Source organism: Oceanobacillus senegalensis, assembly GCF_900176885.1.
GTDB classification, from domain to species: Bacteria; Bacillota; Bacilli; order Bacillales; family Amphibacillaceae; genus Oceanobacillus; species Oceanobacillus senegalensis.
Window position 1 is genome coordinate 2,140,418 of record NZ_LT839648.1, and the last position, 25,454, is coordinate 2,165,871.

26 protein-coding genes are annotated in these 25,454 nt (G+C 34.1%); 13 read left to right on the top strand and 13 right to left on the bottom strand.

The annotated features are described in order from the left end of the window. The first annotated feature begins 64 nt into the window (after window positions 1–64). Window positions 65–862: an IclR family transcriptional regulator gene (locus CAO17_RS10405; RefSeq protein WP_085992692.1), complete on the top strand. Its 798-nt coding sequence runs from the start codon at window positions 65–67 to the stop codon at window positions 860–862. Window positions 863–1,090: 228 nt separating this feature from the next. On the opposite strand, the gene guaC is transcribed toward CAO17_RS10405, so the two are convergent. After that, window positions 1,091–2,074, bottom strand: coding sequence for a GMP reductase (gene guaC, locus CAO17_RS10410; RefSeq protein WP_085992693.1), 984 nt, complete (start codon window positions 2,072–2,074; stop codon window positions 1,091–1,093). A 537-nt stretch (window positions 2,075–2,611) separates the two neighbouring features. Between guaC and CAO17_RS10415 the strand changes: the two genes are divergently transcribed. The 6 genes from CAO17_RS10415 (at window position 2,612) to CAO17_RS10440 (ending at window position 8,792) form a co-directional block, all read left to right on the top strand. After that, entirely contained in the window at window positions 2,612–4,333 is a 1,722-nt protein-coding gene (locus CAO17_RS10415) for an ABC transporter ATP-binding protein (RefSeq protein ID WP_085992694.1), read from the top strand. Beyond that, on the top strand, window positions 4,326–6,149 hold the full coding sequence (locus CAO17_RS10420; RefSeq protein WP_085992695.1) for an ABC transporter ATP-binding protein: 1,824 nt from the start codon (window positions 4,326–4,328) through the stop codon (window positions 6,147–6,149). The genes CAO17_RS10415 and CAO17_RS10420 overlap by 8 nt, the downstream gene beginning before the upstream one ends. Before the next feature lie 79 nt (window positions 6,150–6,228). Further along, entirely contained in the window at window positions 6,229–6,966 is a 738-nt protein-coding gene (locus CAO17_RS10425) for an alpha/beta hydrolase (RefSeq protein WP_085992696.1), read from the top strand. Between the two features lie 60 nt (window positions 6,967–7,026). Next, window positions 7,027–7,545 carry a YjcG family protein gene (locus CAO17_RS10430; RefSeq protein ID WP_085992697.1) on the top strand — a complete coding sequence of 173 codons (519 nt, stop codon included), beginning with the start codon at window positions 7,027–7,029 and terminating at the stop codon, window positions 7,543–7,545. Further along, the gene (locus CAO17_RS10435; protein ID WP_085992698.1) at window positions 7,542–7,964 is read left to right on the top strand and encodes a GNAT family N-acetyltransferase; all 423 of its coding nucleotides are present in this window, start codon (window positions 7,542–7,544) and stop codon (window positions 7,962–7,964) included. The genes CAO17_RS10430 and CAO17_RS10435 overlap by 4 nt, the downstream gene beginning before the upstream one ends. Window positions 7,965–8,081: 117 nt before the next feature. Next, window positions 8,082–8,792, top strand: a complete 711-nt coding sequence (locus CAO17_RS10440) for a DUF421 domain-containing protein (RefSeq protein ID WP_085992699.1) — start codon at window positions 8,082–8,084, stop codon at window positions 8,790–8,792. Here the strand turns inward: CAO17_RS10440 and CAO17_RS20720 are convergent. Next, on the bottom strand, window positions 8,748–9,023 hold the full coding sequence (locus CAO17_RS20720; RefSeq protein ID WP_143833745.1) for a hypothetical protein: 276 nt from the start codon (window positions 9,021–9,023) through the stop codon (window positions 8,748–8,750). The two genes, CAO17_RS10440 and CAO17_RS20720, sit on opposite strands and share 45 nt — an antisense overlap. A gap of 106 nt (window positions 9,024–9,129) precedes the next feature. Continuing rightward, window positions 9,130–9,333, bottom strand: a complete 204-nt coding sequence (locus tag CAO17_RS10445) for a hypothetical protein (RefSeq protein WP_085992700.1) — start codon at window positions 9,331–9,333, stop codon at window positions 9,130–9,132. Between the two features lie 199 nt (window positions 9,334–9,532). Between CAO17_RS10445 and CAO17_RS10450 the strand changes: the two genes are divergently transcribed. Beyond that, the gene (locus tag CAO17_RS10450; RefSeq protein ID WP_085992701.1) at window positions 9,533–10,021 is read left to right on the top strand and encodes a CotY/CotZ family spore coat protein; all 489 of its coding nucleotides are present in this window, start codon (window positions 9,533–9,535) and stop codon (window positions 10,019–10,021) included. A 75-nt stretch (window positions 10,022–10,096) separates the two neighbouring features. On the opposite strand, the gene CAO17_RS10455 is transcribed toward CAO17_RS10450, so the two are convergent. Together CAO17_RS10455 and mgtE are read right to left on the bottom strand one after the other, a co-directional pair. Next, the gene (locus CAO17_RS10455; protein ID WP_085992702.1) at window positions 10,097–10,582 is read right to left on the bottom strand and encodes a CotO family spore coat protein; all 486 of its coding nucleotides are present in this window, start codon (window positions 10,580–10,582) and stop codon (window positions 10,097–10,099) included. Between the two features lie 232 nt (window positions 10,583–10,814). Then, window positions 10,815–12,200, bottom strand: coding sequence for a magnesium transporter (mgtE, locus tag CAO17_RS10460; RefSeq protein ID WP_085992703.1), 1,386 nt, complete (start codon window positions 12,198–12,200; stop codon window positions 10,815–10,817). A 295-nt stretch (window positions 12,201–12,495) separates the two neighbouring features. On the opposite strand from mgtE, the gene prpE reads away from it, so the two are divergent. Then, window positions 12,496–13,236 carry a bis(5'-nucleosyl)-tetraphosphatase PrpE gene (gene prpE / locus CAO17_RS10465; protein ID WP_085992704.1) on the top strand — a complete coding sequence of 247 codons (741 nt, stop codon included), beginning with the start codon at window positions 12,496–12,498 and terminating at the stop codon, window positions 13,234–13,236. Here the strand turns inward: prpE and CAO17_RS10470 are convergent. From CAO17_RS10470 to yjbM, 3 genes are read right to left on the bottom strand one after another with little or no spacing between them, the layout of a single operon-like run. Next, the gene (locus tag CAO17_RS10470; RefSeq protein WP_085992705.1) at window positions 13,220–14,110 is read right to left on the bottom strand and encodes an RluA family pseudouridine synthase; all 891 of its coding nucleotides are present in this window, start codon (window positions 14,108–14,110) and stop codon (window positions 13,220–13,222) included. The two genes, prpE and CAO17_RS10470, sit on opposite strands and share 17 nt — an antisense overlap. A gap of 12 nt (window positions 14,111–14,122) precedes the next feature. Next, window positions 14,123–14,938: an NAD kinase gene (locus CAO17_RS10475; protein ID WP_085992706.1), complete on the bottom strand. Its 816-nt coding sequence runs from the start codon at window positions 14,936–14,938 to the stop codon at window positions 14,123–14,125. A gap of 42 nt (window positions 14,939–14,980) precedes the next feature. Further along, the gene (gene yjbM, locus CAO17_RS10480; RefSeq protein WP_085992707.1) at window positions 14,981–15,592 is read right to left on the bottom strand and encodes a GTP diphosphokinase; all 612 of its coding nucleotides are present in this window, start codon (window positions 15,590–15,592) and stop codon (window positions 14,981–14,983) included. Between the two features lie 145 nt (window positions 15,593–15,737). Between yjbM and CAO17_RS10485 the strand changes: the two genes are divergently transcribed. From CAO17_RS10485 to CAO17_RS10500, 4 genes are all read left to right on the top strand, one after another. After that, on the top strand, window positions 15,738–16,310 hold the full coding sequence (locus CAO17_RS10485) for a CYTH domain-containing protein (RefSeq protein ID WP_085992708.1): 573 nt from the start codon (window positions 15,738–15,740) through the stop codon (window positions 16,308–16,310). Between the two features lie 202 nt (window positions 16,311–16,512). Beyond that, a complete protein-coding gene (locus tag CAO17_RS10490; RefSeq protein ID WP_085992709.1) occupies window positions 16,513–16,899 on the top strand; it encodes a globin domain-containing protein in 387 nt (128 codons plus the stop codon). An 18-nt stretch (window positions 16,900–16,917) separates the two neighbouring features. After that, the gene (locus CAO17_RS10495; protein WP_085992710.1) at window positions 16,918–17,784 is read left to right on the top strand and encodes a ClpXP adapter SpxH family protein; all 867 of its coding nucleotides are present in this window, start codon (window positions 16,918–16,920) and stop codon (window positions 17,782–17,784) included. Window positions 17,785–18,291: 507 nt separating this feature from the next. Then, window positions 18,292–18,471 carry a hypothetical protein gene (locus CAO17_RS10500; RefSeq protein WP_085994457.1) on the top strand — a complete coding sequence of 60 codons (180 nt, stop codon included), beginning with the start codon at window positions 18,292–18,294 and terminating at the stop codon, window positions 18,469–18,471. A gap of 927 nt (window positions 18,472–19,398) precedes the next feature. Here CAO17_RS10500 and pepF read toward each other — a convergent pair. The 5 genes from pepF to CAO17_RS10525 all read right to left on the bottom strand — a co-directional run bounded on the left by pepF (window position 19,399) and on the right by CAO17_RS10525 (window position 25,273). Then, window positions 19,399–21,210, bottom strand: a complete 1,812-nt coding sequence (gene pepF / locus CAO17_RS10505) for an oligoendopeptidase F (RefSeq protein ID WP_085992711.1) — start codon at window positions 21,208–21,210, stop codon at window positions 19,399–19,401. A gap of 106 nt (window positions 21,211–21,316) precedes the next feature. Beyond that, complete coding sequence (locus CAO17_RS10510) at window positions 21,317–22,510, bottom strand: competence protein CoiA (RefSeq protein WP_179151933.1); 1,194 nt, start codon at window positions 22,508–22,510, stop codon at window positions 21,317–21,319. A gap of 332 nt (window positions 22,511–22,842) precedes the next feature. Beyond that, window positions 22,843–23,514 (bottom strand): adaptor protein MecA, encoded by a 672-nt coding sequence (gene mecA / locus CAO17_RS10515; RefSeq protein WP_085994458.1) that lies wholly within the window; start codon window positions 23,512–23,514, stop codon window positions 22,843–22,845. A 440-nt stretch (window positions 23,515–23,954) separates the two neighbouring features. Next, complete coding sequence (spxA, locus tag CAO17_RS10520; RefSeq protein WP_085992713.1) at window positions 23,955–24,350, bottom strand: transcriptional regulator SpxA; 396 nt, start codon at window positions 24,348–24,350, stop codon at window positions 23,955–23,957. Window positions 24,351–24,685: 335 nt separating this feature from the next. Further along, the gene (locus CAO17_RS10525) at window positions 24,686–25,273 is read right to left on the bottom strand and encodes a GNAT family N-acetyltransferase (protein ID WP_085992714.1); all 588 of its coding nucleotides are present in this window, start codon (window positions 25,271–25,273) and stop codon (window positions 24,686–24,688) included. Window positions 25,274–25,454: the final 181 nt, after the last annotated feature.

The following is a 25,454-nucleotide window of genomic DNA, read 5'->3' on the forward strand; positions in this document are numbered from 1 at the left end:
TATACAAATTCTATTTATCTAACGTTCCTTTATATAGAACATATTTTTTTTACGAGGTGGTACCATGTCGAAAAATAAAAAATCACCACAAATTCTGTCATCTGTTAGAAACTCACTAAGAATCTTAAAAAGTTTTTCAACATTTGAACCTTCCAAAAAGGTTAGTGAGCTTTCCGAATCATTAGGTTTAGCAAAAAGTACGGTTAGTAGACTTCTATCAACACTAGCTAGTGAAGGGTTTGTCATTAAAGATAAAAAAACAAATGAGTACCGTTTAGGATTATCCGTACTTACATTAGGAGGAATTGTTACTAATAATTTGGAAATCCATACAGAGGCCGCACCGGTCCTAAACAAACTAGTAAATGATACTGGGGAAACCGCTCATTTAGCTATCATGGATGGACTAGATACCATTTATATTCATAAAGAAGAATGTCATCACCCGGTGCGTATCCTTACCCATGTTGGTAGAAGAAATCCTTCTTATAGCACAAGCTCCGGAAAAGTCCTTCTTGCTTATTCAGAAGATGACACTGTCGATAAAGTGATAGAGAACGGATTGGTTGCCCATACACAAAACAGTATCACTAATCCAGACGAATTACGAAACGAACTGGAAGTCATCCGTCAAAAGGGATACTCTGTTAGCACAGAGGAATTAACGATAGGAACAAGGTCAGTAGCCGCCCCCATACGAGATCATACTGGAAAGGTGGTTTCTGCCATTACCGTTGTTGGCCCCATCCAACGAATGAAGGATTATAAAATTCCTGAGATAGGAAGAAAAGTGATAGAAGCTGGGAAGGATGCTTCCGAACGGCTTGGATATGATGAACGTTTCGTACATCGATTTACATGATAAAGAAAAGAAACCAGACAAAACCGGCCGATTATTTTTATCTATTTCAACCATAGAAGAGAATATCAACCAAAGCAGAGCATATATCAACTAGAAAGCGACGGATATCAACCTGTAACCTGAGATTATCGAAACGGGAACTTCCAAATGGATGACCACTTCAAATCTATGTTTCCAAAATAAAATAATCAAAAAGGGTATCCCATAAAATCGGGATACCCTTTTTCTCTAATAAACCTTATCACCATTAAAAATAGAATTTTTTACAACAACATAATCAACATTGCGAATGGCATTCAATTCTCTTCCACCAGCATATGAAATGGAAGACTGTAAATCTTGTTCCATCTCCGTTAACGTTTCTTGTAGAGAGCCCTTGTAATCTACATACATTTTCTTACCTTCGACGTTTTTCTTTTCTCCTTTTTGGAACTCAGAAGCTGAACCAAAGTATTCCTTATATAGTTTACCATCTTTTTCAACTGTTTCACCTGGAGATTCTTCATGACCTGCAAATAGAGAACCAATCATAACCATCGTTGCCCCAAAACGAATGGATTTTGCAATATCACCATGTGTACGAATTCCACCATCAGCAATAATCGGTTTGCTTGCTGCTTTAGCACACCATCTTAATGCAGCTAATTGCCATCCACCTGTACCAAATCCAGTTTTAATTTTAGTAATACATACCTTTCCAGGTCCAATACCTACTTTTGTTGCATCAGCACCTGCATTTTCTAATTCTCTAACCGCTTCTGGTGTTCCAACATTCCCTGCTATTACAAAACTTTCCGGTACATGTTCTTTTATATGCTTAATCATACTTATTACCGCATCAGAATGACCGTGTGCGATGTCAATTGTAATATAATCAGGAATAAGTTTTTCATCCACTAATTGTTCGATGAAGCGATATTCTTCTTCTTTCACGCCAACACTAATGGATGAATATAATCCACGCGCATTCATATCTTTTATAAAATCGATTCGTTTTTCTGGTTCAAATCGATGCATAATGTAAAAATATCCGTTTTCAGCTAAATATAATGCTATCTTTTCATCTATAATTGTCTGCATATTAGCAGGAACGACTGGCATTTTGAATGTACGTTCACCCAATGTTACTTTTGTATCACACTCTGAACGACTTTTAACCACGCATTTTGCGGGAATCAATTGTATATCTTCATAATCAAATACATTTTCCATGAAAACACTCCTAAAATACGAATATTTCATTCCAATTACCTAAGGAACGTTCGTCCATAAAATAATGTACCTTATTTTATGGTATATGTCAAAGTTTTCTCCTCAATTTCACGTATATAAATGAAGGAATCTCAGTTAACGTACGGTTTTAGACAAAAAGATGGGGAAACCTAGCTTATAACCGGTCTATGAATTCTTAGTGCTACCTTTAAGTGTTCCATAAGTTCAATCTTGTCTTCGCCCTGACCTGCATGTAATTAAAACCATATCCATACTATACCCCCAACATAATTAAATTACTTATTTACAACTGATTAGAATAGGAATCCACTACTATTAAATTGCATCAAACGGAATATGAATAATACTATTTCATAAACTTAACCTACAATAAACAAAAATAAAAAACTGGATAAAAAACTTAGCTAAGATTATAATAGTAGGAAAATTCACTAAAAATATCCAAATAATATCACATATCTTTAGAAGACCTTATTTATAAAAACCATATTCTTTTAATATTGAAGGAGTCATAATGTGAGAAATATCTTAACATTTATAAAGCCATATAAAATATCTGCAACCCTTGCATTATTATTCATGTTCATGGAAATAGGTATTGAGCTACTTCTCCCTTATTTCCTTGGACTGATGATAAATGAAGGGGTAATGAATCAAGATTTAGAAGGAATTATGAAGTGGGGAAGCTTGATGATCGGACTTGCCTTCCTCTCATTTATAATAGGGATTCTAAATTCATTTTATTCCTCTCATGTAAGTTTTTCATTCGGATATGACCTACGACAAAAGCTTTTCGAAAAAATACAAGATTTTTCCTATAAAAATTTAAATCAATATCCTACCTCTAGCCTTATCACTCGCTTCACGAATGATATCAGGCAAATACAAAACATGGTTTTTATGGGGCTTCGAATCGCTGCCAAAGCCCCATTAATGGTTATAGGCGGGATTACCATGGCCTTTGTCGTAAATGCTAGATTAGCACTAATTTTCTTCGTATCTGTCCCATTACTTCTTTTCTTATTATTTGTTGTCTTTACATTTGCTGGTAAAATGTTTAAAAAGGTACAAGAAAATGTTGACGGTGTTAATCGAGTGATGCAAGAGAATCTAACAGGGATGAGACTTATTAAAGCTTTTACACGGAGAAACTTTGAAGAAGAACGCTTTGAAAAGGCAAATAACGATTTAGCAAATTCAACAAAAAATACATTTCGCTTTGTTGAAGCATCTACCCCTGTTTTATTTTTCATTATGAATCTTAGTCTTGTCTTTATTATATGGTTTGGAAATACTCAAATTTTTGCAGGAAATACAAATGTTGGTGAAGTTGTTACAATTATCAATTATGCTCTACGTGTTTCGATGATGATTTCGATGTTCTCCTTTATTATTATGGCTATATCTCGGACAAAAGCTTCCTCCGAAAGAGTAAATGAAGTGTTATCCGTTAGTATAAAGTCTACCGACAAAGCAGAACAATCAATCATGATTGCAAACGGAAAGGTAGAATATCGGCATGTATCCTTTCAATATCCAGATACTCAAGAGAAGGCTTTAGATGAGTTATCTTTTACGGTACGAGCTGGAGAAAAATTATCTATCATTGGTGCGACGGGTTCAGGTAAAACTTCACTCTTTCAATTAATGCCAAGATTATACGATACAACAAGTGGTGAAATTTATATTGATAATTATCCCATTCAGTCCTACCCATATACAAATCTAAGAAATGGAATTGGTTATGTTCCACAGACACCATTGCTTTTTTCAGGGACCATTTCCAATAATATCGCCTGGGGAAAAAAGGAGGCTTCCATGGAGGAGGTCATCCAAGCAGCCAAAAACGCTCAGATCCATGAGACAATCATGGAATTGCCAGACCAATATAACACCAAAGTTGGTCAAAAAGGAGTCAATTTATCTGGTGGACAAAAACAAAGAATTTCTATCGCTCGAGCCCTTATACGTAAACCAAAAATCCTTATGCTTGATGATAGTACGAGTGCACTTGATTTGGAAACAGAATCCAATCTATTAGATGCTATAAAATCTTACCATTGCACATTATTTATTATCACACAGAAAATCTCTACAGCTATGGATGCGGATCAAATTTTACTTCTTGACGAAGGAAAGATACAGGATATCGGGACCCATAATGAACTTTTGCAACACTCAAATTTGTATCGGCAAATTATTAAATCACAGTTTGGGAAGGAGTATGCACATGTCTAGTAATGAAATAAAAGCACCCTTCCAACATAAAAAGATTCCACTTGACACCATTGATCCAGTAAATAAAAAACGTGCTAAAGATATGAGAGGTACGTTAATCCGGATTTGGTCGTACCTTGCAAGAGAAAAAGGAAAATTATTACTTGTTATATTGATGGTAACATTAACTTCTGGACTTACATTGCTTGGACCTTATATGGTAGGGATGGCCATTGATGACTTTATTGTTACAAGAGAAGTTTCTGGACTTGCTTATCTTTTAATCGGATTGGTCACGATTTATCTTTTTCATTCCTTATCCATGTTCTTACAAAACTATTGGATGATTGGTGTTGCACAAAACACAGTCAAAGATTTACGTGGGAGCTTATTCAAACAGTTCCATCGTCTCCCTATCTCCTACTTTGATAAACGCCAGCATGGAGATCTTATGAGTCGACTAACAAACGACATAGATAATATCAATATGGTGCTAAATACATCCGTTATTCAAATATTTTCCAGTGTCTTAACCTTAATTGGGACCGTGATTGTCATGCTAACTTTAAGTCCTATTTTAACCATGGTTACAATGGTCATTATCCCTTTGATGTTCTTAGCTATGAGATGGATAACCAAACGAACAGGTCGGTTATATAAAATGCAGCAACGAGACATTGGTGAAATAAATGGATATGTTGAGGAAATTATTTCTGGACAACATGTCGTTAAAACCTACTCACAAGAAGAACGTGTGATCCAGGAATTTGAATACCGTAACAACAGTCTAAAAAACACTGGATTTTGGGCACAAACAATTGCAGGCTTTACACCAAAGGTTATGAATGCATTAAATTTTTTAAGTTTTGGTTTCATCGCCTTCCTTGGTGGAATCTTATCGATTAATACAGGTTTAGTTACAGTTGGGGTAATTGTAATTTTCACAGAATATGCGAGACAATTTACTAGACCTTTAAATGAATTGTCAAATCAATTTAATATGCTTCTATCTGCGATTGCTGGAGCAGAGCGTGTCTTCCAGGTTTTAGATGAAACAATTGAAGAAAGTGATGAAATACAAACAACAGCCATCCATTCCGTACAAGGTCAGGTGGTTTTTGATCATGTATCTTTCGCATATGAAAATACACCGATTCTAGTAGATATTAGTTTTCAGGCAAATCCTGGTGAAACGATTGCATTTGTTGGTCATACAGGAGCCGGTAAAACTACGATTATCAACCTAATTTCAAGATTCTACAACTATGATAATGGAAAAATCACTTTAGATGGTACGGATATCAAGAACATTAAACGATCTAGCTTACGAAGGCAGATTGCGTTTGTATTACAGGATTCCTTTTTATTTCAAGGAACCATTCGGGAAAATATTCGTTATGGAAAACTAGATGCTACGGAGGAGGAAATTATACAAGCTGCAAAAAATGCTAACGCCCATGATTTTATTTCCAGTTTAAAAGACGGCTATGATACTGTACTGGATCAAGAAGGTGCTGGGATTTCTCAGGGGCAAAAACAGCTTCTGACAATCGCTCGAGCAATCATTAAAAAGCCCACCATACTTATTCTAGATGAGGCAACTAGTAATATCGATACCATTACAGAGATAAAAATTCAAGATGCCTTAAAGCGACTCATGAAGAATTGTACTAGCTTTGTCATTGCCCATCGTTTAAACACGATACAAGAAGCAGATAAAATTATTATGCTTGAACACGGTAACATCATCGAACAAGGAAACCATCACGAGCTTATCCAACAACAAGGTCTGTATTATCAGTTATACAGAAAACAACTAATGAATACAGCAAATTAGATTGTTCGAAATAGACATGATATGCTAAAACATAAGATAAAATAATTTAGCGAATTCTTATTTAACTTGGGGGATAACTATGGGACGAAAAGGTACGATGATTAATAAAGAAATCAACAGTTCGTATTTAAATGAAACGAAGCAAATCAAGATTTATAAACCAGAAAGCTTCTCTCCGCTTTATAAGTACAATATTTGTCTTATGCAAGATGGAAATGATTATTTCCAGATGGGGAGAATTGCAACATTTAGTGATAGACTACACGAATCAGAAGAAATTACGAATACTGTCTTTATCGGTATTCATTATAAGGATAGGCAGGATCGAAGAAAAAAGTATCATCCAAGTGGGGAACAGTATGAAGCATACACGAAATTCGTAGTGAATGAAGTGATTCCTTTAATAGATGAGATTATTCCAACATTACTTCTTGGGAAAACTAGAGCAATTATGGGTGATTCACTTGCTGGTTCATTTGCATTAGCAACCGCACTGAGATATCCGAATACTTTCGGCAAGGTTATTATGCACTCCCCTTATATTGATGAGGTAATGTTAAACTTAGTAAAAGAAACGAAAGTCGATTTATCTTCCATTGATATTTATCATACCATTGGTACTAAAGAGGATAATGCCACGCTTTCAGATGGAAAAGTGGAAGACTTATTAACACCAAGTCGCAAGTTGAATCAACTTCTAACTAACAAAGGTGCAAGCTATACGTATCATGAATTAGAAGATGGCAACCATACTTGGAAGTATTGGCAAAAGGAGATGCCTAGAACATTAACATCCATGTTTTCCGAAACATATTAGATTTTTTTGTTATACTAAATGTAAAAGAGAGATTCTAAAATTCAGTAGGAGGTTATGTAAATGAAATATGGTATTGCAATTTTTCCTTCTAAGTCTATACAAGATGAGGCTAATTCATACCGAAAGCGATATGATCCGCACTATTCTTTAATTCCACCACACATAACATTAAAGGAATCATTCCATACAGATGAAGATCAGCTAGGGGAACTAATAACAGAATTAAAACATATTGCAAATGATACGAAACCTTTTACTATTAATATCAACAAAGTGAGTACATTTGCCCCTGTTACGAATACGATTTATTTTAAAATCGAACCCATTCAAGATCTTATTGATTTGCAACAAAAAATGCATGAAGGAAAATTTGAGAATAACTCTAAACATGCATTTGTACCACATATTACGATTGCACAACAATTAGCAGACGATGAATATTCCGATGTATTTGGAACATTAAAAATGAGTAAATTTAAATTTGAGGATAAAATTGACCGTTTTCAATTACTGTATCAATTAGATAATAATTCGTGGACAGTACATGAAACATTTGTCTTTGGAAAGGAAAAGGTATGAACGTAAAAATTGTAGAAACACAAGAAGAATTAGAAGATGCCTATCACGTACGAATGGTCGTGTTTGTAAATGAACAAAAGGTTCCAGCTGAAGAAGAACTGGATGAATATGACAAAGTAGCTACCCACTTTATTGGTTATGAAGATAATCAGGCGATAGCGGCAAGTCGACTGCGATTTGTTGAGGAATATGGAAAATTGGAAAGAATTTGCGTCCTGAAGGATTATCGAGGAAAGTCCTATGGAAAACAGTTGATTCTTGCGATGGAGGATGTTATTAAAGAAAAAGGATATAAAAAATCTAAACTTAATGCCCAAATCCACGCAGAGGACTTCTATAAGAAGCTTGGGTATGAAACAGTTTCTAGAGAATTTATGGATGCAGGAATCCCACACATCACTATGATTAAAGAATTTTAAGTACAAGCGTCACACAGTTGTGACGCTTTTTAACTTTCAAATAAAGTTACTTATTGTATTGCTTTTCGCCCTATGGATAGACTAAATAATAAATTCGTTTTATAAGGGGATACAAAAATGAATGATTACTTATCTATCTTTGTTGAGACCATATTTGGTTTTTTTTGCCTGTTCATTATTACAAAAATACTAGGAAAAACACAAATCTCACAAATTACACCATTTGATTTTATCTCCGCACTATTACTTGGGGAACTTGTAGGGAATGCCTTATTTGATGAAAATGCTGGAATCTTAAAAATTGGCTTTGTTGTTCTCATATACGGAACTTTAATGTATACCTCGGAAATTATTACGCAGAAAGTAAAACGAACACGCCACCTTATTGAAGGTTTCCCTTCCATAGTGATTCATAATGGAAAACTCATTCGAGATACGATGGAAAAAAATAAACTTGATGTCAATCAGCTCCAACAACTATTACGAATGAAAGACGTTTTCTCCATTCAAGAAGTCGAATTCGGTATATTAGAAGCGAACGGATCACTATCCATTATGAAAAAATCTGATTATCAAACACCAACAAGAAAAGATATGAAGTTGGCCCCTCAGGATGTGACCCTCCCCATCACACTTGTGAACGATGGTGAAATTATTTATGATAACTTGAAAGAGAAAAACCTTACAGAAGAATGGCTTTTCGAACAGTTAAGAGAACAAGGCTTTGATAAAATAGAAGAAGTTTTTTATGTGGAATATAATAAAGGACAGGATTTATTTGTATTACCGTTCATTAACCGCAACCATCAAAAATGGGATATCGAATAATATCCCATTTAAATGGTTGTATGAAAATAAATTATCTTTCCTAAATCCAGACTCCAGTGTTGATTTTTCTGCAGATAAAGACATTCTCCCATTTAGTCGTTCATATTGTTTCTTAACATTCTGATGCTTTCTATCTAATACTACCTTGAATGGTTTGTGGACTGGTTTTGCTTGCTTATTTGCTCGTACTCGCATTTGCTGATAACTGTGTAGGTAATGATTTATTGGCATTATATACCCTATCCCAGCTCCCCCCTAATTTACTGCATTTTTCTTTAGTCTTTTTTACGTTCTATTATAAAGTTTATCCTTTCCTCTATTAATATCAAAATTTTCTCTATTCATCAAACATTTTCTCTAAATCCTTCATTACTTTCTCGATATCTCTAATGTTCTCTAAAAATTCCTTATTCCATGTTGTAGCATTTTTTTCAAATATCTTCATCTTCTTTTCTGGTCGTTGAAACCACTTTTCATTTTTTTCTAAATGCTTTTCAATAATCCGCAAATTTTCCTGTAATTCTTTGTCCTTTTCCTTCATACTCATTTCCTTTCAACAGACTTTACCATAGTTTATGAAGCGCAGACTCAAGACGAAACTTAGAACTTCAATTCAAGTCGTACTCGAGGAAGAAATGGGTATTTTCTAGTGAAACATTGATAAATGCCCACACCAACACTGTGGTCTAACATATTCTAATAGGGAAAGTTAACCTAAGTTATGAAAGGAGACATAAATCATGGGTTGTGGAAAAGACTTTAATACAGGTAATTGTGTTGCAGATATTTTAAAGGATATCGTGGATGCACAAAATGATATCGTAGAAAATTGCTGTGATACTAGTTGTGAACAATCAATTGCTGATTTATTAGGTGAATCAGAGCCTTCTAATGGCTTAGATACAGTACCAGTGATTTTATATTGTAAAGGGGACTGCAAACCATTCAAAGGTTTCGGAGCAGAAAGAGAAGTTGATAACGGTAGATTCGGTATTGGCCACATTGTATCAAGCTTCATTTTCCGTGTTAAATCCGTTGATGACGATAATTGTGCGGTTTTAGAACTATTACTAAAAGATGGGGAAACATGTGGGTACAATGAAATGAAAGACCCTACAGACCAATCAACACACAATCTTCTAGCAACTGGAATATGCATCACTGTTGACCTAGATTGCTTCTGCCATATAACATGTCTACCAGCAATCAGCGTATTTAATAATGACTAAAGGATGCAGTAATTGCTAAAACTGTAAACGCAAAAAGCACCATGGAAATCATGGTGCTTTTTAAATAATAATTGGTTAAAATCCTAATAAACGAACTGAATAAATATCTTCAAATGAAATCTCGATCATTTTTCTGCCAACTTGGACAAAAACCATTTCATCTTTAAAATCCATAATAAAACCTCGATATGACTTCTTTTCCGTTTTTATCTCACATTTAACCTTTGGAGCATACTCCGAAGTATCCAAGAAATAATGGATACGTTCTCTTACTGACATATCCTTAAATTGTTTTCGCTGGTTTAATGGTACATCATGCTTCTCCTCTTTTTTTTCCTCTTTTTCCGATGGGGGTTCTTCATTTAAAACCTTTTTAGCAGAGTATCTCCTTTTTGGGATTTCTTTAGCTGGCTCAGATGTATCGGATGGTTGTTCCACAGATTTATTTTTCTTTTGTCTCTTAGGAGAAATATAACTGTCCTGCATTGGAGCTTTTGGCGTACTAACACTTGGCTGATGTATAAAAAGTAATGGATCATTAGCAAATTTTTTCTTAGCCATCAAAACCTCTCCTTTATAAATAATTCACTAACCTAGTATATGTAGCCCATTATTGAAGTGTGTTATACGCCTAGTTATTTATGTGTGACCCCTTGAATTCTTTATGCTGCGGTTGATATATGTTACTCCTCTTCAGTTGATTTATTCTTCTCTTTTGGCTGATAATCGATTTCCTGAATTCCAATAATCACAAAAAGCACCCCTACAGGAGGTGCTTTAAACGAATCCCAAATCATATTAAATATTGCATAAATGTTGTCGCCATTCCAAAATAAATTAAGATAGAAATGATGTCATTAATGGTTGTAATAAATGGACCTGAAGCAACTGCAGGGTCTATTTTTAAGCGATCCATTAAGATAGGCACTAGTGAACCAGCTAATGTTGCGACGATAAGGGAAGCCATGATAGAAACTCCTACAATAATTCCGAGAAATAAATCACCCTTCCAGAAAAAAATTACGGTTGAGATTACTATTCCACATACTGAACCAGTAATGAATCCAGTTGTAGCCTCACGTAGGATGAGTTTCAGTTTTCCTTCATTTTCATAGTCACCATTGGAGAGCCCACGTACAGCTACCGCCAATGCCTGAGTACCTGTATTTCCTGCCATCCCTGCAATAAGGGGGATAAAAATGGCAAGTACGGCAACTTGATCCAACGTTTCTTCAAATTGTCCAATTAGACTTGCAGTAAAAATGCCTAAAAACAGAAGGACAATTAACCATGGTAGTCTTTTTTTAGCCGCTTCCATCGCTGTATCATTAGGTCTATCCGCTTCAGATATACCGGCCAATTTAGAGAAGTCTTCACTTGCTTCTTCTTCCATAACGTCCAGAATATCATCAACTGTTATAATTCCTAATAAATGATTTTGAAAATCAACTACAGGGAGTGCAAGTAAATCATAATCACGGAATGTCAAAGCAACTTCTTCTTGATCTCTTGCTACCGAGACAGCAACCACTTTTTCACTCATAACCTCTTCAATTTTTGTTTCCTCTTTGGCGACAATTAAATCGCGTAAAGATAAAACTCCCACTAATCTCTTATCATCATCAAGAACATATAAATAATAAATCGTTTCTGCATCAGGAGCTTGCTGTTTTAATTGCTGCATTGCCTCTTCCGTTGTTTGTGTTTTAAATAATGCAATATATTCGGTTGTCATGATACTACCAGCTGTTTTTTCCTCATAATGCAATAAGTGCTTGATTTCCTCTGCAGCATCTTTTTCCATAATGGTTAAGAAGCTAACTACTTCTTCCTTATCCATTTCATTCAAAATATCAACTGCGTCATCAGCAGGCATTTCTGAAATGACCATTGCACCAAGACGAGGATTCATCTCTTTAAAATATTCTGGTATATTTTCAAATTCAATATTAATCATCAGTTCAGCAAGCTCAGCCGGAGATAAGTAAGAATAGATTCGCATGCGATTTTCTTTTTCTTGATCAATAAAAAACAATGCCTGGTCATATGGATGCAAATCTAGAAATTCATTTCGAAACGCATCGGTTAGTTCCCGATTCAAGGCTTGATAAACTTTATCCCAATGTGCTTTATACTGTTCTTCGTACGCTCTTTCGTATATATTTTGTTTCTCTTCCATAGGGATACTTCCTTTCTTTAAAGAACAATTCACTCATCTATTCCCCATTTTATTTCCATGATATTAGTGAACGAAAGCCTGTTCAATAGTAAACTCGACTCATTGCTTGCAAAAAATGACGATTACCCTTCGCAACAGGTAAACCATCATAACGTATAAAAACAATTTTGTTGTATACAATTATTATAGATAAAAACGCATTTGGTGTTCGTATACTTAATAAATACGTGACTATCATAATTAGATATGTAAAAAAACTGCAATCTCTATTTTTCAACAAAAGGTGGATGAAAAAATGAAAATTGATGTAATTGGTGATATCCACGGTTGTATAGAAGAGCTTCATATGCTTTTTCAAAAATTAGGATACCATTACCAAAACGGTGCATATGTTCACCCCAATGATAGAATCCCCGTATTTGTCGGTGATTTGACAGATCGCGGTCCAAACTCCATAGCGGTGATACAACTTGTTTATCGAATGGTCATAGAGGAACAAAAAGCAAAATATGTTCCAGGTAACCATTGTAACAAATTATACCGGTTCTTTTTAGGAAATAATGTTCAACAAAAGCATGGCCTGGAAACAACGGTTGCTGAATACGAGGTACTTTCGACTCGTGAGCAAAAAATTATACGAAAACAATTCATGACTCTTTATGACAAGGCACCGTTATATTTAGAAATTCCAGAGGTTTCTGCAGTCATTGCTCATGCTGGAATTAAGGAAGCTTACATAGGACGTAGCGATAAAAAAGTGAAATCCTTTGTTTTATATGGGGATGTAACCGGAGCCACCCATCCAGATGGCCGTCCTATTCGACGTGATTGGGCAAAACATTATAAGGGAAGCCATTGGATTGTATATGGTCATACCCCCGTGAAAGAGGCTAGAATAATAAATAAAACAATCAATATTGATACTGGTTGTGTTTTTGGAAATGCTTTAACGGCATTCCAATTACCAGAAGAAAAAACAGTGGCTGTTGAATCCAAACAACCACTAGTAGAAGAAAAATTTAATTCATTTGATTAAAATTTTCAATGAATCCAGCCATATCATCTGGTAATGGTGAATCTAAATCGATTACTTTCTTTGTAAACGGATGCTCGAAGGATAGCATGGAACAATGAAGAGCCTGTCTATTTATATCCCTCTTAGTTCCTCCATACAGATCATCTCCGGCTAGCGGATGATTTAAATAGGAGAAATGAACACGTATTTGATGTGTTCTGCCAGTTTCAAGCTGAATATTCACGTATGTATGGCTTGTTAACCATTTTTCAACCTGAAAATGAGTCACCGCCCGTTTACCCGTCTCTCTGACAGTTCGTTCGATAATCGAATTTTCCTTTCGATCAATCGGTGCATTAATCGTTCCCGTCATTCTCTCCATACTTCCTTCGACAATTGCCTTATATCTACGCTTGACTTTTCCTTCCTTTTGGGATTTCGCCATAAGCGAATGACTATACCGATTCTTCGCAATTAATAATAAACCAGATGTATCCCTATCCAACCTAGTGACTACATGTACGGTATATGGGATATTATGTTTTACATAATATCCTAGTATCCCATTTGCTACGGTTCCTGTAGGGTGATTTAATGAAGGAATCGTTGCAATCCCAGCTGGCTTATCGACGACTAGAACAGCTTCATCCTCATACACAATCGATATATCCATTTCCTCAGCTTTCATATGCAAACCAATGCTCTCTTTTGGAAAGGTAATTTGTAGCAAATCTCCTTTCTTCAAGTAATAGCGAACCGTTTGGGGAATATCATTAACTTTAATCCCCCCTGCTTCCTTCACCATAATAAGAATTCTTCTAGAAAAACCGTGGACGATGCGTAAATAATCTCGAATCATCATACCATCATGTTCATTTTGAATGATCCATTTCATGAAATATTAACCTCACTCCATTCTTTGTTCCCCTTCAGCAACAAATGAATCACGAACCCTATCCCAGAACGGAAATTGCCGGAACCTAGCAAACCGAACTCTTTCCTTAGCAACTCGACATTGAATTGATTTTACATCATCATACGTTCTTGTGAAATGATCAATAGCGATTAAGAAGCTTTTCCCTTCTTTCATCGGCTCCAATAAGCACGTATGATGTTTTGGAAGGATGAGTGGGGAACCAATAGTACGGAATACCCGATTATTAATTGAAGCCATTTCTGTTAATTGAATAGCCTCAATGGATGGATGGATAATAGCGCCACCTAAGGCTTTGTTATATGCAGTACTACCTGATGGTGTTGAAATACAGATTCCATCTCCACGAAATGTTTCAAAATGCTCACCTTTAATTTTCACATCAAATACTACTGATCCCTCAGCTGTCTTAATCATTGATTCATTTAAAGCAAGAACCCTATCTTCCTTTTCACTTGAATTTCCACGGATAATGACTTCAAGTATTGGATATTCCACAATTTGAAAAGGAGTTTTTGCAATTTCAATCACGAGTTTCTCTAGTTCATCTGGTGTATAATCCGCATAAAAGCCTAAGTGGCCTGTATGAACTCCGATAAAAGCGGTCTTATCCAATCGGTGTATATAGCGATGGAATGCTTCAAGAAATGTTCCATCACCACCAACAGATATAACCAAATCTGGTTCTTCTTGGTTGTACACCAAATCAAAATCAAGTAAATACTGCTTCATCGTTGATTTGATTTTATTAGAACGTTTGTCACCTTTAGATATGATTTTAAAATTCACAACTATAGCCTCCCCTATTTGTAAAGACAGTTATTCTATCATCTAAAATTTTCGCCGGAACATCCGTTGTGCTTCTTGAATTTCATGCTTAATCATTGACATTTCTTCATCCAACTTAAAAGCCGCTTCCGAAGCACGTTGAAGTCTTTCTTTTATTTCCGTTGGGATACTACCACTATATTTATAATTAAGCGAATGCTCATTTGTCGCCCAGAAATTCATAGCTAACGTTCTAATTTGAATTTCTGCCAAAACAAATTTTCTTCCTTGAACCATTTCAACCGGATATTCAATAATCATATGATAAGAGCGATAGCCACTTGGCTTTTTATTTGTTATATAATCTTTTTCTTCAATTACTTTAAAATCATTTCGCCTGCGAAGCATTTTAACAATTGTATAGATATCATCAACAAACTGACATACAACTCTTACACCTGCAATATCATATATTTCTGTTTCTATATTCTCTAAAGGAATTTCCCGACTTTTTGCTTTTTCTAAAATACTTGGGACTGGCTTAACCCTTCCTGTAACAAACTCTATTGGAGAATGGCTCGAGTCATATTCGAATTGTGAACGAGTCCCTTTTAATTTCACTTTTAATTCTTCAACTACTTGTTTATAAGGAGCTAGTAAAGCTTCCCAATTCATAACAACACTCTCCCACGTTTCAGTCAATCAAATTATAGCCTATATTATTTTAACATACTAGCCGAATTGATTTTCATTGCAAAATAAATAGAGTTTCGCCATAATCAATCAATAATATCTTTTTTAATACAATGGAGGCAATATGATGGCACAAGAAATCGAAATTGAATATAAAAATTTATTAACAAAAGAAGAATTCAAACATTTACTGGATAAATTACCATTTCCTGAATATAGTGTTAAACAAACTAATTTTTATTTTGAGACAGAGACACTTTCCTTAAAAGATAAAGGTTGTGCACTACGAATAAGAGAAAAGGCTGCAAAATACCGATTGACTTTAAAAGAGCCTCATGAATTGGGATTATTGGAAACCCATGATGAATTATCAAAAGAAGAAGCACTTCAATGGACCAAAGGAAATATTATCCCTAAACCCGAAACAACAAAGCAATTAACTAACTTAGGTATCGAACCAAAGGATTTAATTTATTTCGGAAAACTAATCACAGAAAGACGAGAAGTTACCCACCGCAATTGTTTCATTGTATTAGATTACAGTATTTACAATGATAAAGAGGATTTTGAATTTGAACTAGAAGCAAGCGATAGAAAAACTGGGATAGATACGTTTCATTCCTTATTGGAGGAATGTAACATTACAATTAAAAATACTCCTAATAAAATAGAAAGATTTTTCGATTCGTTACCAAAATAGGTATTTTCACATACACCAAATCAGATTGTTTGCCCACATAGATAGTACACTGTAAAATAAGGGCAAACAGATTACACTGCCTATCTTGTATGAAGGCTAATTTTATAAAATCGTTGCTTTTAGCTACAGCAAAGTAAAAGCAACAAAATTTTAAAAATTTTATTATGTAACAAATTTAGAATTTAAATACAAGGAGATAAATATGAAAGAAGTAAAGCATGGTAATATTTATGATGCAATTGGTGGTTTTGAAACGATAGAAAGACTTGTTACCTCGTTTTACAAACGCGTAGGAAAACATCCTGACTTAATTCCAATATTCCCAGAGGATTTAACCGAGACAGCAAGAAAACAGAAATTATTTCTAACTCAGTTTTTCGGTGGTCCAAGATTATATGAACAAGATCGGGGACACCCGATGCTAAGGAGACGCCACCTCCCCTTCCCTATTACACCAACGAGAAGAGATGCATGGCTTCATTGTATGAAGGAAGCGTTAAAAGAAGCAGAAATTGAGGAACCCTACCAAACAGTTATCTATGAAAAATTGACCCTAACAGCCAATCACATGATGAATAGACTAGATTGATAGAAAGGAGAATTCGATGTGAGTTGGAATCAAATTGGGCTTAGTAACTTCAATAATACAAACACATCGGAAAGCTGCAACTATCAAAACTTTAATCCAAAACCGATTGAAATGTATGTCTTTATCGACCCGCTTTGCCCAGATTGCTGGTATTTTGATCCATATTTAAAAAAGCTTACATTAGAATATGGGCGATTTTTCACTACTAGGCCAATTGTAAGTATCGCAATAAATCGTGAAAGCCTTTGTAGATCAAAAAATAACTTTAAAAAGTTAACTAGACAATCAGAACAAACGTTAAATCAAATAGAAAAGTCAATAAACAGTCCTTGGATTGTTTCTCTTGCCATAAAAGCTGCTGAGATTCAAGGTAAGAAATCAGGAAAAGCCTTTTTACGAAAACTACAAGAAAACCTATATTTAAGAAAACGCAATATCTCAAAGGAAGAAATATTAATTGATATCGCTAAACAAGCAAATCTCGATATTGAAGAATTTACTGAAGACCTTTATTCATCATCAGCCAAGAAGGCGTTCCAGCGTGATGTACAATTAACACATGAGATGGAAATTGAAGATATTCCAACTATCGTGTTTTTTAATCATTCTAATGATGACCAAGGGATAAAAATTTCAGGTGTTTATTCTTACGAGGTTTATGAATTTATTTTACGAGAAACATTAAAAAATACACCTATCCCATCCGCAAAACCTCCATTAGAAGAATTTATACAGAATTTTGAGGTGGTTGGAAGTAAGGAAATTTCCATTGTATATGATTGGTCCATATCCAAGACAGAAAAAGAAATGAAGAAACTCCAATTCAAACAAAAAGTAGATAAGATTTCCAGTCAGCAAGGAACCTTCTGGAAATACCTTGGTTAGCCTTTATAAAAAAGCTTTTTTTATTGGGTGGATATTAAGAATGAGGATTGACAAATTAGATTTGTTTCCTATAAATTTCGTTTCGATTTGTTATTTTCCAACATACAAAATCAATTAGATATAAAAGAAGGATATGCGGGGCAGCGCATATCCTTTATTCCGTCTTTGTATAAATACAAAGGGGGATGGGAGAAAGTTTCATGATCAAACAAAAGGGGTATTTGTTTGTGTAATTAACTTACACGTATATATTAACAATGATGACCTAATCTCGCAATACTTTTGTTCATATTTTCACAAAATGTTCAATTCTAATTTTGATTTTAAACCATATAAATGTAGTATGAACATGGTGGGACTGCCATTACTCGGCTGCCGAAATCTTGTGGAGGGCTTCAGTAACTTGGACGTCCAAATTTGAACATGATTATTTTATCATGTTCATAACACCGGATTTTTATCTTTCAAAGAGAATTCATTACATTTTGAAACAGGAGTGAAAGTATGATGCAACAAACTTATCCGTTTCTATTTCTAATTATAACAATTTTTGCCTTTTTTATGAATGTCTTAGGACTTATGCAATTAGTTCCACTTTATGTTACACTCCCCTTCTTGTTTATATCTATCTATTTAACCATCTATTCATTTACCAATCAAAACACTTATAGAAGACGTATGAGGTAAATAACTAAAGCAGAATCGCTCTCACAAGCTAACACATCACGTCCTAGAAATGCGGTTACCGTCCCGAGGAAAACTATTTATCACAACAACTATACTAGCACGTCTTGTGCATCGTAGATATAGTTAATAATTTCATACCTAGAAAAGCGAAAAAGGATATGCGGGCAGCGCATATCCTTTTCTTCCGTCTCTATTTAAATAAAGGGGGGTGGGAAAAAGTTTCAAGATTAAATAAAAGGGGTATTTATAAGTGTAATTAACTTACAGATATATCATAGCAACATGTTTACGTTTGTACAAGTAATATGTTCATTTGTTCACAAAAAATTCATTGGATTTTAATTCAGTTATTTGTTCTTAATTTAGAAAGGCAGTTACGTAAACAATCAAAAACTACAATTATAAAATAAATCTCAATCAGTGGGGTTTTCTTTCATCCCCCACTGATTATTAGATAAACAAATCATGCTTTTTGGGACAGTTATTCCTCCATTTTTGGGTTGAGCTATTACTTCCCTCTTAAATTGTAGTAATTTTCACAAAACCGACTTCATTCCCCTATCAACTTCAATATCTTTAAAAAGCGAATATCATTATTTTATGTATTAGAAGGAAAATGGACAACACCGAGTAAAATACAACATGTAATTTGGATAAATTTTTGAAAGAACAAATAAAAAAGAATATGCGGGGCAGCGCATATTCTTTAATCCGTCTTCTTTGTATAAATACAAAGGGGGGATGGGAGAAAGTTTCATGATCAAACAAAAGGGGTATTTGTTTGTGTAATTAACTTACATGTATATAATAGCAAGTGCACACACATCATGCAAGGATGTTGTTCATAGTTTCACAAAATGTTCAATTTCTAGGCAATATTTGACATAGTTAAAGGGAACAGATTAACACTGCTCCCTTATTAATTTATTAACCTAATAACAATTTTTCAAACTCATTCAACTTCTCTTCAAATACTTCTAATGCACCCATTATTGGCTGTTTGGATGTCATATCAACTCCGGCTTTTTTCAATACTTCAATTGGATAATCACTGCTCCCAGCTTTCAAGAACTCTAGATAGCGATCGACAGCATTATCCCCTTCTGACAGAATTTGATTAGCTAGAGAAGTGGCTGCGGAATATCCTGTTGCATACTGATAAACATAATAATTATAATAAAAGTGAGGAATTCTCGCCCATTCTAAACCAATCTCTTCATCTGAAACAATTGCATCACCGTAATATTTCTTATTAAGGTTATAATAAATCTCTGTTAACTTATCAGCTGTTAATGCCTCACCATTTTGTCCTCTAACATGAATATCATGTTCAAACTCCGCAAACATTGTTTGACGGAACACTGTACCACGAAAGCCTTCTAAAAAATGATTTAAAATATATAATTTTTCTTTCTCATCGCTAAGATTTTTTAATAAATAATCATTTAGTAAAGCTTCATTACATGTGGAAGCAACTTCTGCTACAAATATGGAATAATTTCCATAGCGGAATGGCTGATGTTTTCTTGTATAATAACTGTGTAGAGAATGCCCTAACTCATGCGCCAAAGTAAATGTATTATTAATATTATCTTGCCAGTTCAATAAAATATATGGGTTGGTTCCATAGGCGCCAGATGAATATGCTCCACTACGCTTCCCTTTATTTTCTTCCACATCAATCCACCGATTCTCAAAGCCCTCTTTTAATACCTTACCATAATCTTCACCGAGTGGTGCTAACCCTTTAAGAACATAATCCTTTGCTTGTTCATAGTTTATTTCCATCTCCACATCTTTTACAAGAGGGGTATATATATCATACATGTGGAGTTCATCAACGTTTAAAACTTTCTTACGAAGCTCAATGTAACGATGCATTAAAGGTAGTTTTTCATTTACAGCTTCCACTAGATTATCATATACCTTCTCTGGAATATTGTTGTTATCTAATGCTGATTGGCGAGCAGATTCATAATTCCTTACTTTTGCAGAGAAATTATGTGTTTTTACTGTACCACTGAGTGTTGATGCAAATGTATTTTTAAACTTGCCATACGTTTCATACATAGCTTTAAATGCATCTTCACGAACCCTACGATCCTTGGATTCCATAAACCGACTGTAGCGTCCATGTGTTACATCCACTTCTTCCCCATTCTCGTCCTTTATAGATGGAAAAGTTAAATCTGCATTATTAAGCATTCCAAATGTTTGTGAACCAGTTGATAACGCCTCTGAAGCTTCAGCTAATAAAGCTTCCTCTTTTTGACTCAATACATGGGGACGTTGACGTGTAATTTCATCTAATACCTTTTTATATAATTGCAATTCTTCTTTTTCGTTTAGAAAAGTATCTATCTTATCTTCATCCATTGCTAAAATTTCTGGTACAATAAAGCTCATGCTACTAGATGCTAATGTAAGAACATTCTCAGCTTGTGCATTTAAAGCCTGGTAAAAGGAATTTGTCGTATCTTGATCATAGCGCATATGCGCATATGTATATAGTTTTCCTAGCCGTTCAGATAATTGGTCCTGCATTTTTAATAATTCATATAGCATATCTGCTGATTCGGACAATTTCCCTTGATATTTCTTAATTTCTGGTATATCTTCTTGTAATTTGTTAAATTCTGTTTTCCATTGATCATCCGTTTCGAAAATATCCTCTAGTCTCCAAGTTTTTTCTTCTGGTAATTCTTCCCGCTTTGGTAATTCTTTAGCAGATTGTGCCATTACAATTCCTCCTTTTATTTCATTACTCATTATAGTTCTAGATTTTGGAAAAAATTCCTTCCAAAATAATTCCCTTAGCTATTTAGTATTACGAAAGTAGGACAAATCATGCTTGTATTTTGTTTTTATTCAATCGAATTAGTTCATCCATTAGCACATTATCTCCTTTTAACGCCTCTTCTATATTTGAATATTTTTCAAAATCCTTTACCTTAATATACGTATGCTTTGAATGAATGCATAATATACCAATTTGAGTTAAGTGTTGGAAATATTGTTTGATTGGGTGGTCATTAGAATTAATTAAAGGGAAAGTTGTTCTTGGCTGGAGGTGTTTTTTAAGTAATGATTCAACTGTTTGGATGGAGAATACTTTACCAATGGACATTGGCTTAAGCAATTCTAGACACAATCTACTTTGCCAATCCCATAACGATGTCTTCATCCGATATTGAGAAGAAATTGGTAGATATACAATGGATGGTAGGTATTCAACGTGACTCCCTTTTAGATATAACCATTGATACCATGCTAGTTCTTTTCCATAAACTTTTTTACTAGGCCTTAGACGAAAGCGTTTCTTCTCTTTTTGCCAAAGGTATAGTAATTCATGATTTAAGAACCTTTTATACTTAAATAAATGTTGGAAAGGATGTTCATTTATTTTCTTTATTTCCATTTTCCCAATTGCTCGATTCGTTTTAGTGAAATATAAGTCTTGTAGAGTAGTAAATTGCCGTGTATATGGACAAAAGTAATATAATACTGGTGGCAGATTAGAAGAAAAGCGATGGATAAATTGTTGTGTAAATGCATTGATTTTAAAATGGTATGATGCTTCTCTACAAAAATGATTGGCACCTAATACCCAAATAGGTGTGATGCCGGCTGATAAATACCCTTCATTTCGCTTTTGAATAACGTTTAAAGGTATACGTGCACATTGATATTCTAATGCTATTCTTTTCTTATTTAGAACTAACAAGATATCCGGGCGTTGTCCAATATCTGGAATGTATTCTTCCAAGAAAGCGGATAACCCTTGACGCTTCAACCATTGATATAATAGCCATTTTCCTTGTTCATGATAGGTTCCTTCCCCACCATCAAACGATGAACATTTTTCACTTTTATAATGAGCAAAGTGAGGAATAGTTTTCGGACCTGCCTTTATCAGAACGGGATGGTGGCACACAGGACAATAAAATTTTATTTTTTTATCTTTTAATCTATGAACCTCATTTCTTTTTAAATGAATAAGCGTTATCAAATTCCCGTTTTCCAATTTTGCTTGCAACATATCATATATCACCTCCTCCCTATATTCGACAATAATTTGCATTTTCCTGCATACTCTACATATTTTATCTGCTGCTTTCTAAAAAATTATTGTTTTTGACAAAACGTCTATAGCATGTTCACTAACTTAATACGAGAATTAGTGGTAAATACCGCGAAAGACATACTCTACACTTTTCGTGTATTTCCCGTAGCTGGGCTAATGCTACTTTATTTGTTGATTAATTAGAGCGAAGGACGATCGTCTTCTTAAACAAAAAACATTTTCTGCATTTTATGTAAAGAAATACGAAATGGAGCAAAATAAATAGACACCCATATAATAACGAGTGTCTATACTTGAGCAGGAAAGTATGATTTTATTTGTTCAAATGCATTGTATTCAAAAAGTTTCTTTCCATATTCTTCTAGAACATGTATTGACATATCCGAATCATTTGAAAACTCTAGCACCTGACTAATTAAATCCTCTTGCAAGTGATCATCTAACAAGTCTGGAGAAAATTCCATTAATAAGTAGTATTTATTATTATATGAGTATAGCGTTTCATCTACACTGTCTGTATCATCCTGGAAATAATGACTTAATTGAATGGCATCCTCAAAATTGTTGAATTCTGTAATAATCCATAATGCATCTTCAATCATATCTTCATCGGTATCTGGAACATTTTTACCAAACTTATCTTCCAATAAGTCTTCAATTTTATCTTCAAAATGCTCATCAATTAACCCATCATGTGTATGAAGTTCACCATTTTTAGTGATTTTGGCTTTTGTTACAATTATCTCTAACCCTTTTTCCAGTGCTTGAACTTGAATCCATAATGGACCATCCACATTAAAATCTTCTTTATAGTTGACTTCATCCATCATTTGCCAGAAAAGCTGTTCACTTCTTTCTCGGTCATACCAGATTTCCTCTCGCTCAAACCCCAGATCCTCAATATCTAAATACGAAATGTAAAATTTAACGGTATTCTCATTAATTCTTTCTATATCCATTTTTTCTTTCTCTCCCTTCTTATTAGAAAAAATGTTTAACTTCATTTTCTTAACTTTAAAGTATAAACAGTTAGGTGGAGAGACTACTTCACCATAATCTATATGCATTGATAAAAATATTTCTTCTTTTAGCAATTACTATCTAACCATTCATTCTTCAGGTGTTACTTCCATTGTATGATAGTGTACGGTAAGTTGGAAATTAATATGCCCAGAATTTATAAAATATTTTCTTCTTCATTTCCCACCATATCTTTTCACCATGACAAACGAAAAATATTATAAGGATAGTTAGTATTGTATTCTAAACCATTCACGCATTTTTGTCACGACATATAAACTAGGAAAATACAGGATATTAGAATAAAAACGCAGAATAAAAGTATTCTGCGTTTTTCTTATATTAAATCAATATAGAGATTGTTCAAACACACTTTCGATTAATTAACCATTCTTTGTGCTTCTCGTAATTGAAAGGTTCGGACTGTTCTAGGAAGAAACCTACGAATCTCATCTTCGTTATAACCAACTTGAAGACGCTTCTCATCAAGTATAATCGGTCTCCTTAACAAACCAGGGTTTTTCTGAATTAAATGGAATAGTTCCTTCATTGGAAGCTGTTCAATATTTACATCTAATTTTTGAAAAACCTTAGAACGTGTTGAAATAATCTCATCAGTTCCATCTTCAGTCATTCGTAATATTTCTTTAATCTCATCCAATGTTAAAGGGTCAGAGAATATATTACGCTCTTTATATGGTATGTTATGTTTTTCTAACCATGCTTTTGCTTTTCTGCAAGATGTACAACTTGGTGAGGTATAAAGTGTAACCATGTTACTTCACTCCTCATTCTATTAAGAATATAAGATTTCCATGTAACTTTTGAAAACTTATTTCATTATTAAATTAAAATAAGTTTAAATAACCTTTATGTATTAGTATACTACACTTGTCAAGTAAAAGGTAGAGGGTAATTTAGAAATATAAGGTAATTTTTATTAGTTCATAGAAAGTTCTTATTTACTATATAAATATACCCTTATCCTTTTTCATCTAAACCCCCCAAATTGAAAAATGTTATAAATTTTAAAATGCCTCTTCTTATAATTTAGTCTATATTTTAAACCAAACAGTTGAAAGCAGTACGTAATAAACGCACTGCTCATCTTTAACCTTTCGTCTCTAAATTTCCCAGTATATCTTCAGAATTACGATTCTCATCATAACTTAATACTTCTTTTGCGGGCTGATAGGATTTCCCATATATTTCTTCATCTTTATACGTGTGAATATCTTCGTACATTCTCTTCATCTGCTTATAAATTACTTCTTCTGAATCATCGGTAGGTGACCAATACAAAATTTCCATTGGTGTTTCTTCATTTGTAGCTAATGACCTGCGATTATAGCCTATAGACTGTGCATGAGTAAAACCCTCTCTCTGATAAAAATGTAACCTTTTTTCTGTATCAGAATCATCATAATCAATGGGTTCAACTTCAAGAATAATCGGTTTATTCTTTGCCTTAAGCTTTTCAATTAATTGATGACCAATTCCTTGACCTCGAGTTTCACTGGATACCCAAATATAATCTATAAAAATAAATGTTTCGAATTCGGCGTACATTAATACATGTGTCGGACTTTCATCTTTATGGTAAACGTCCCCTTTTTCCTCTAACAATAACTCCATGTGTTTTTTTGACTTCATTTCTTCAATCGGAAAGTACTTTTTTAACTTATCGTACCAATTCATTAAACTACCCCTTTTGTTTTTGTCCCGTATCTAAACAGGCAATCCAAAACTTTTTACCTTTTTAGTATAACCAACGATAAACAATTTGAAAAACAGCGATAAACATGAAAAATAGACATTATATTCCATTTTGAACAATGAAGTTAAGTTAATAGAGCTGACCTCCTATTTACATGAAATC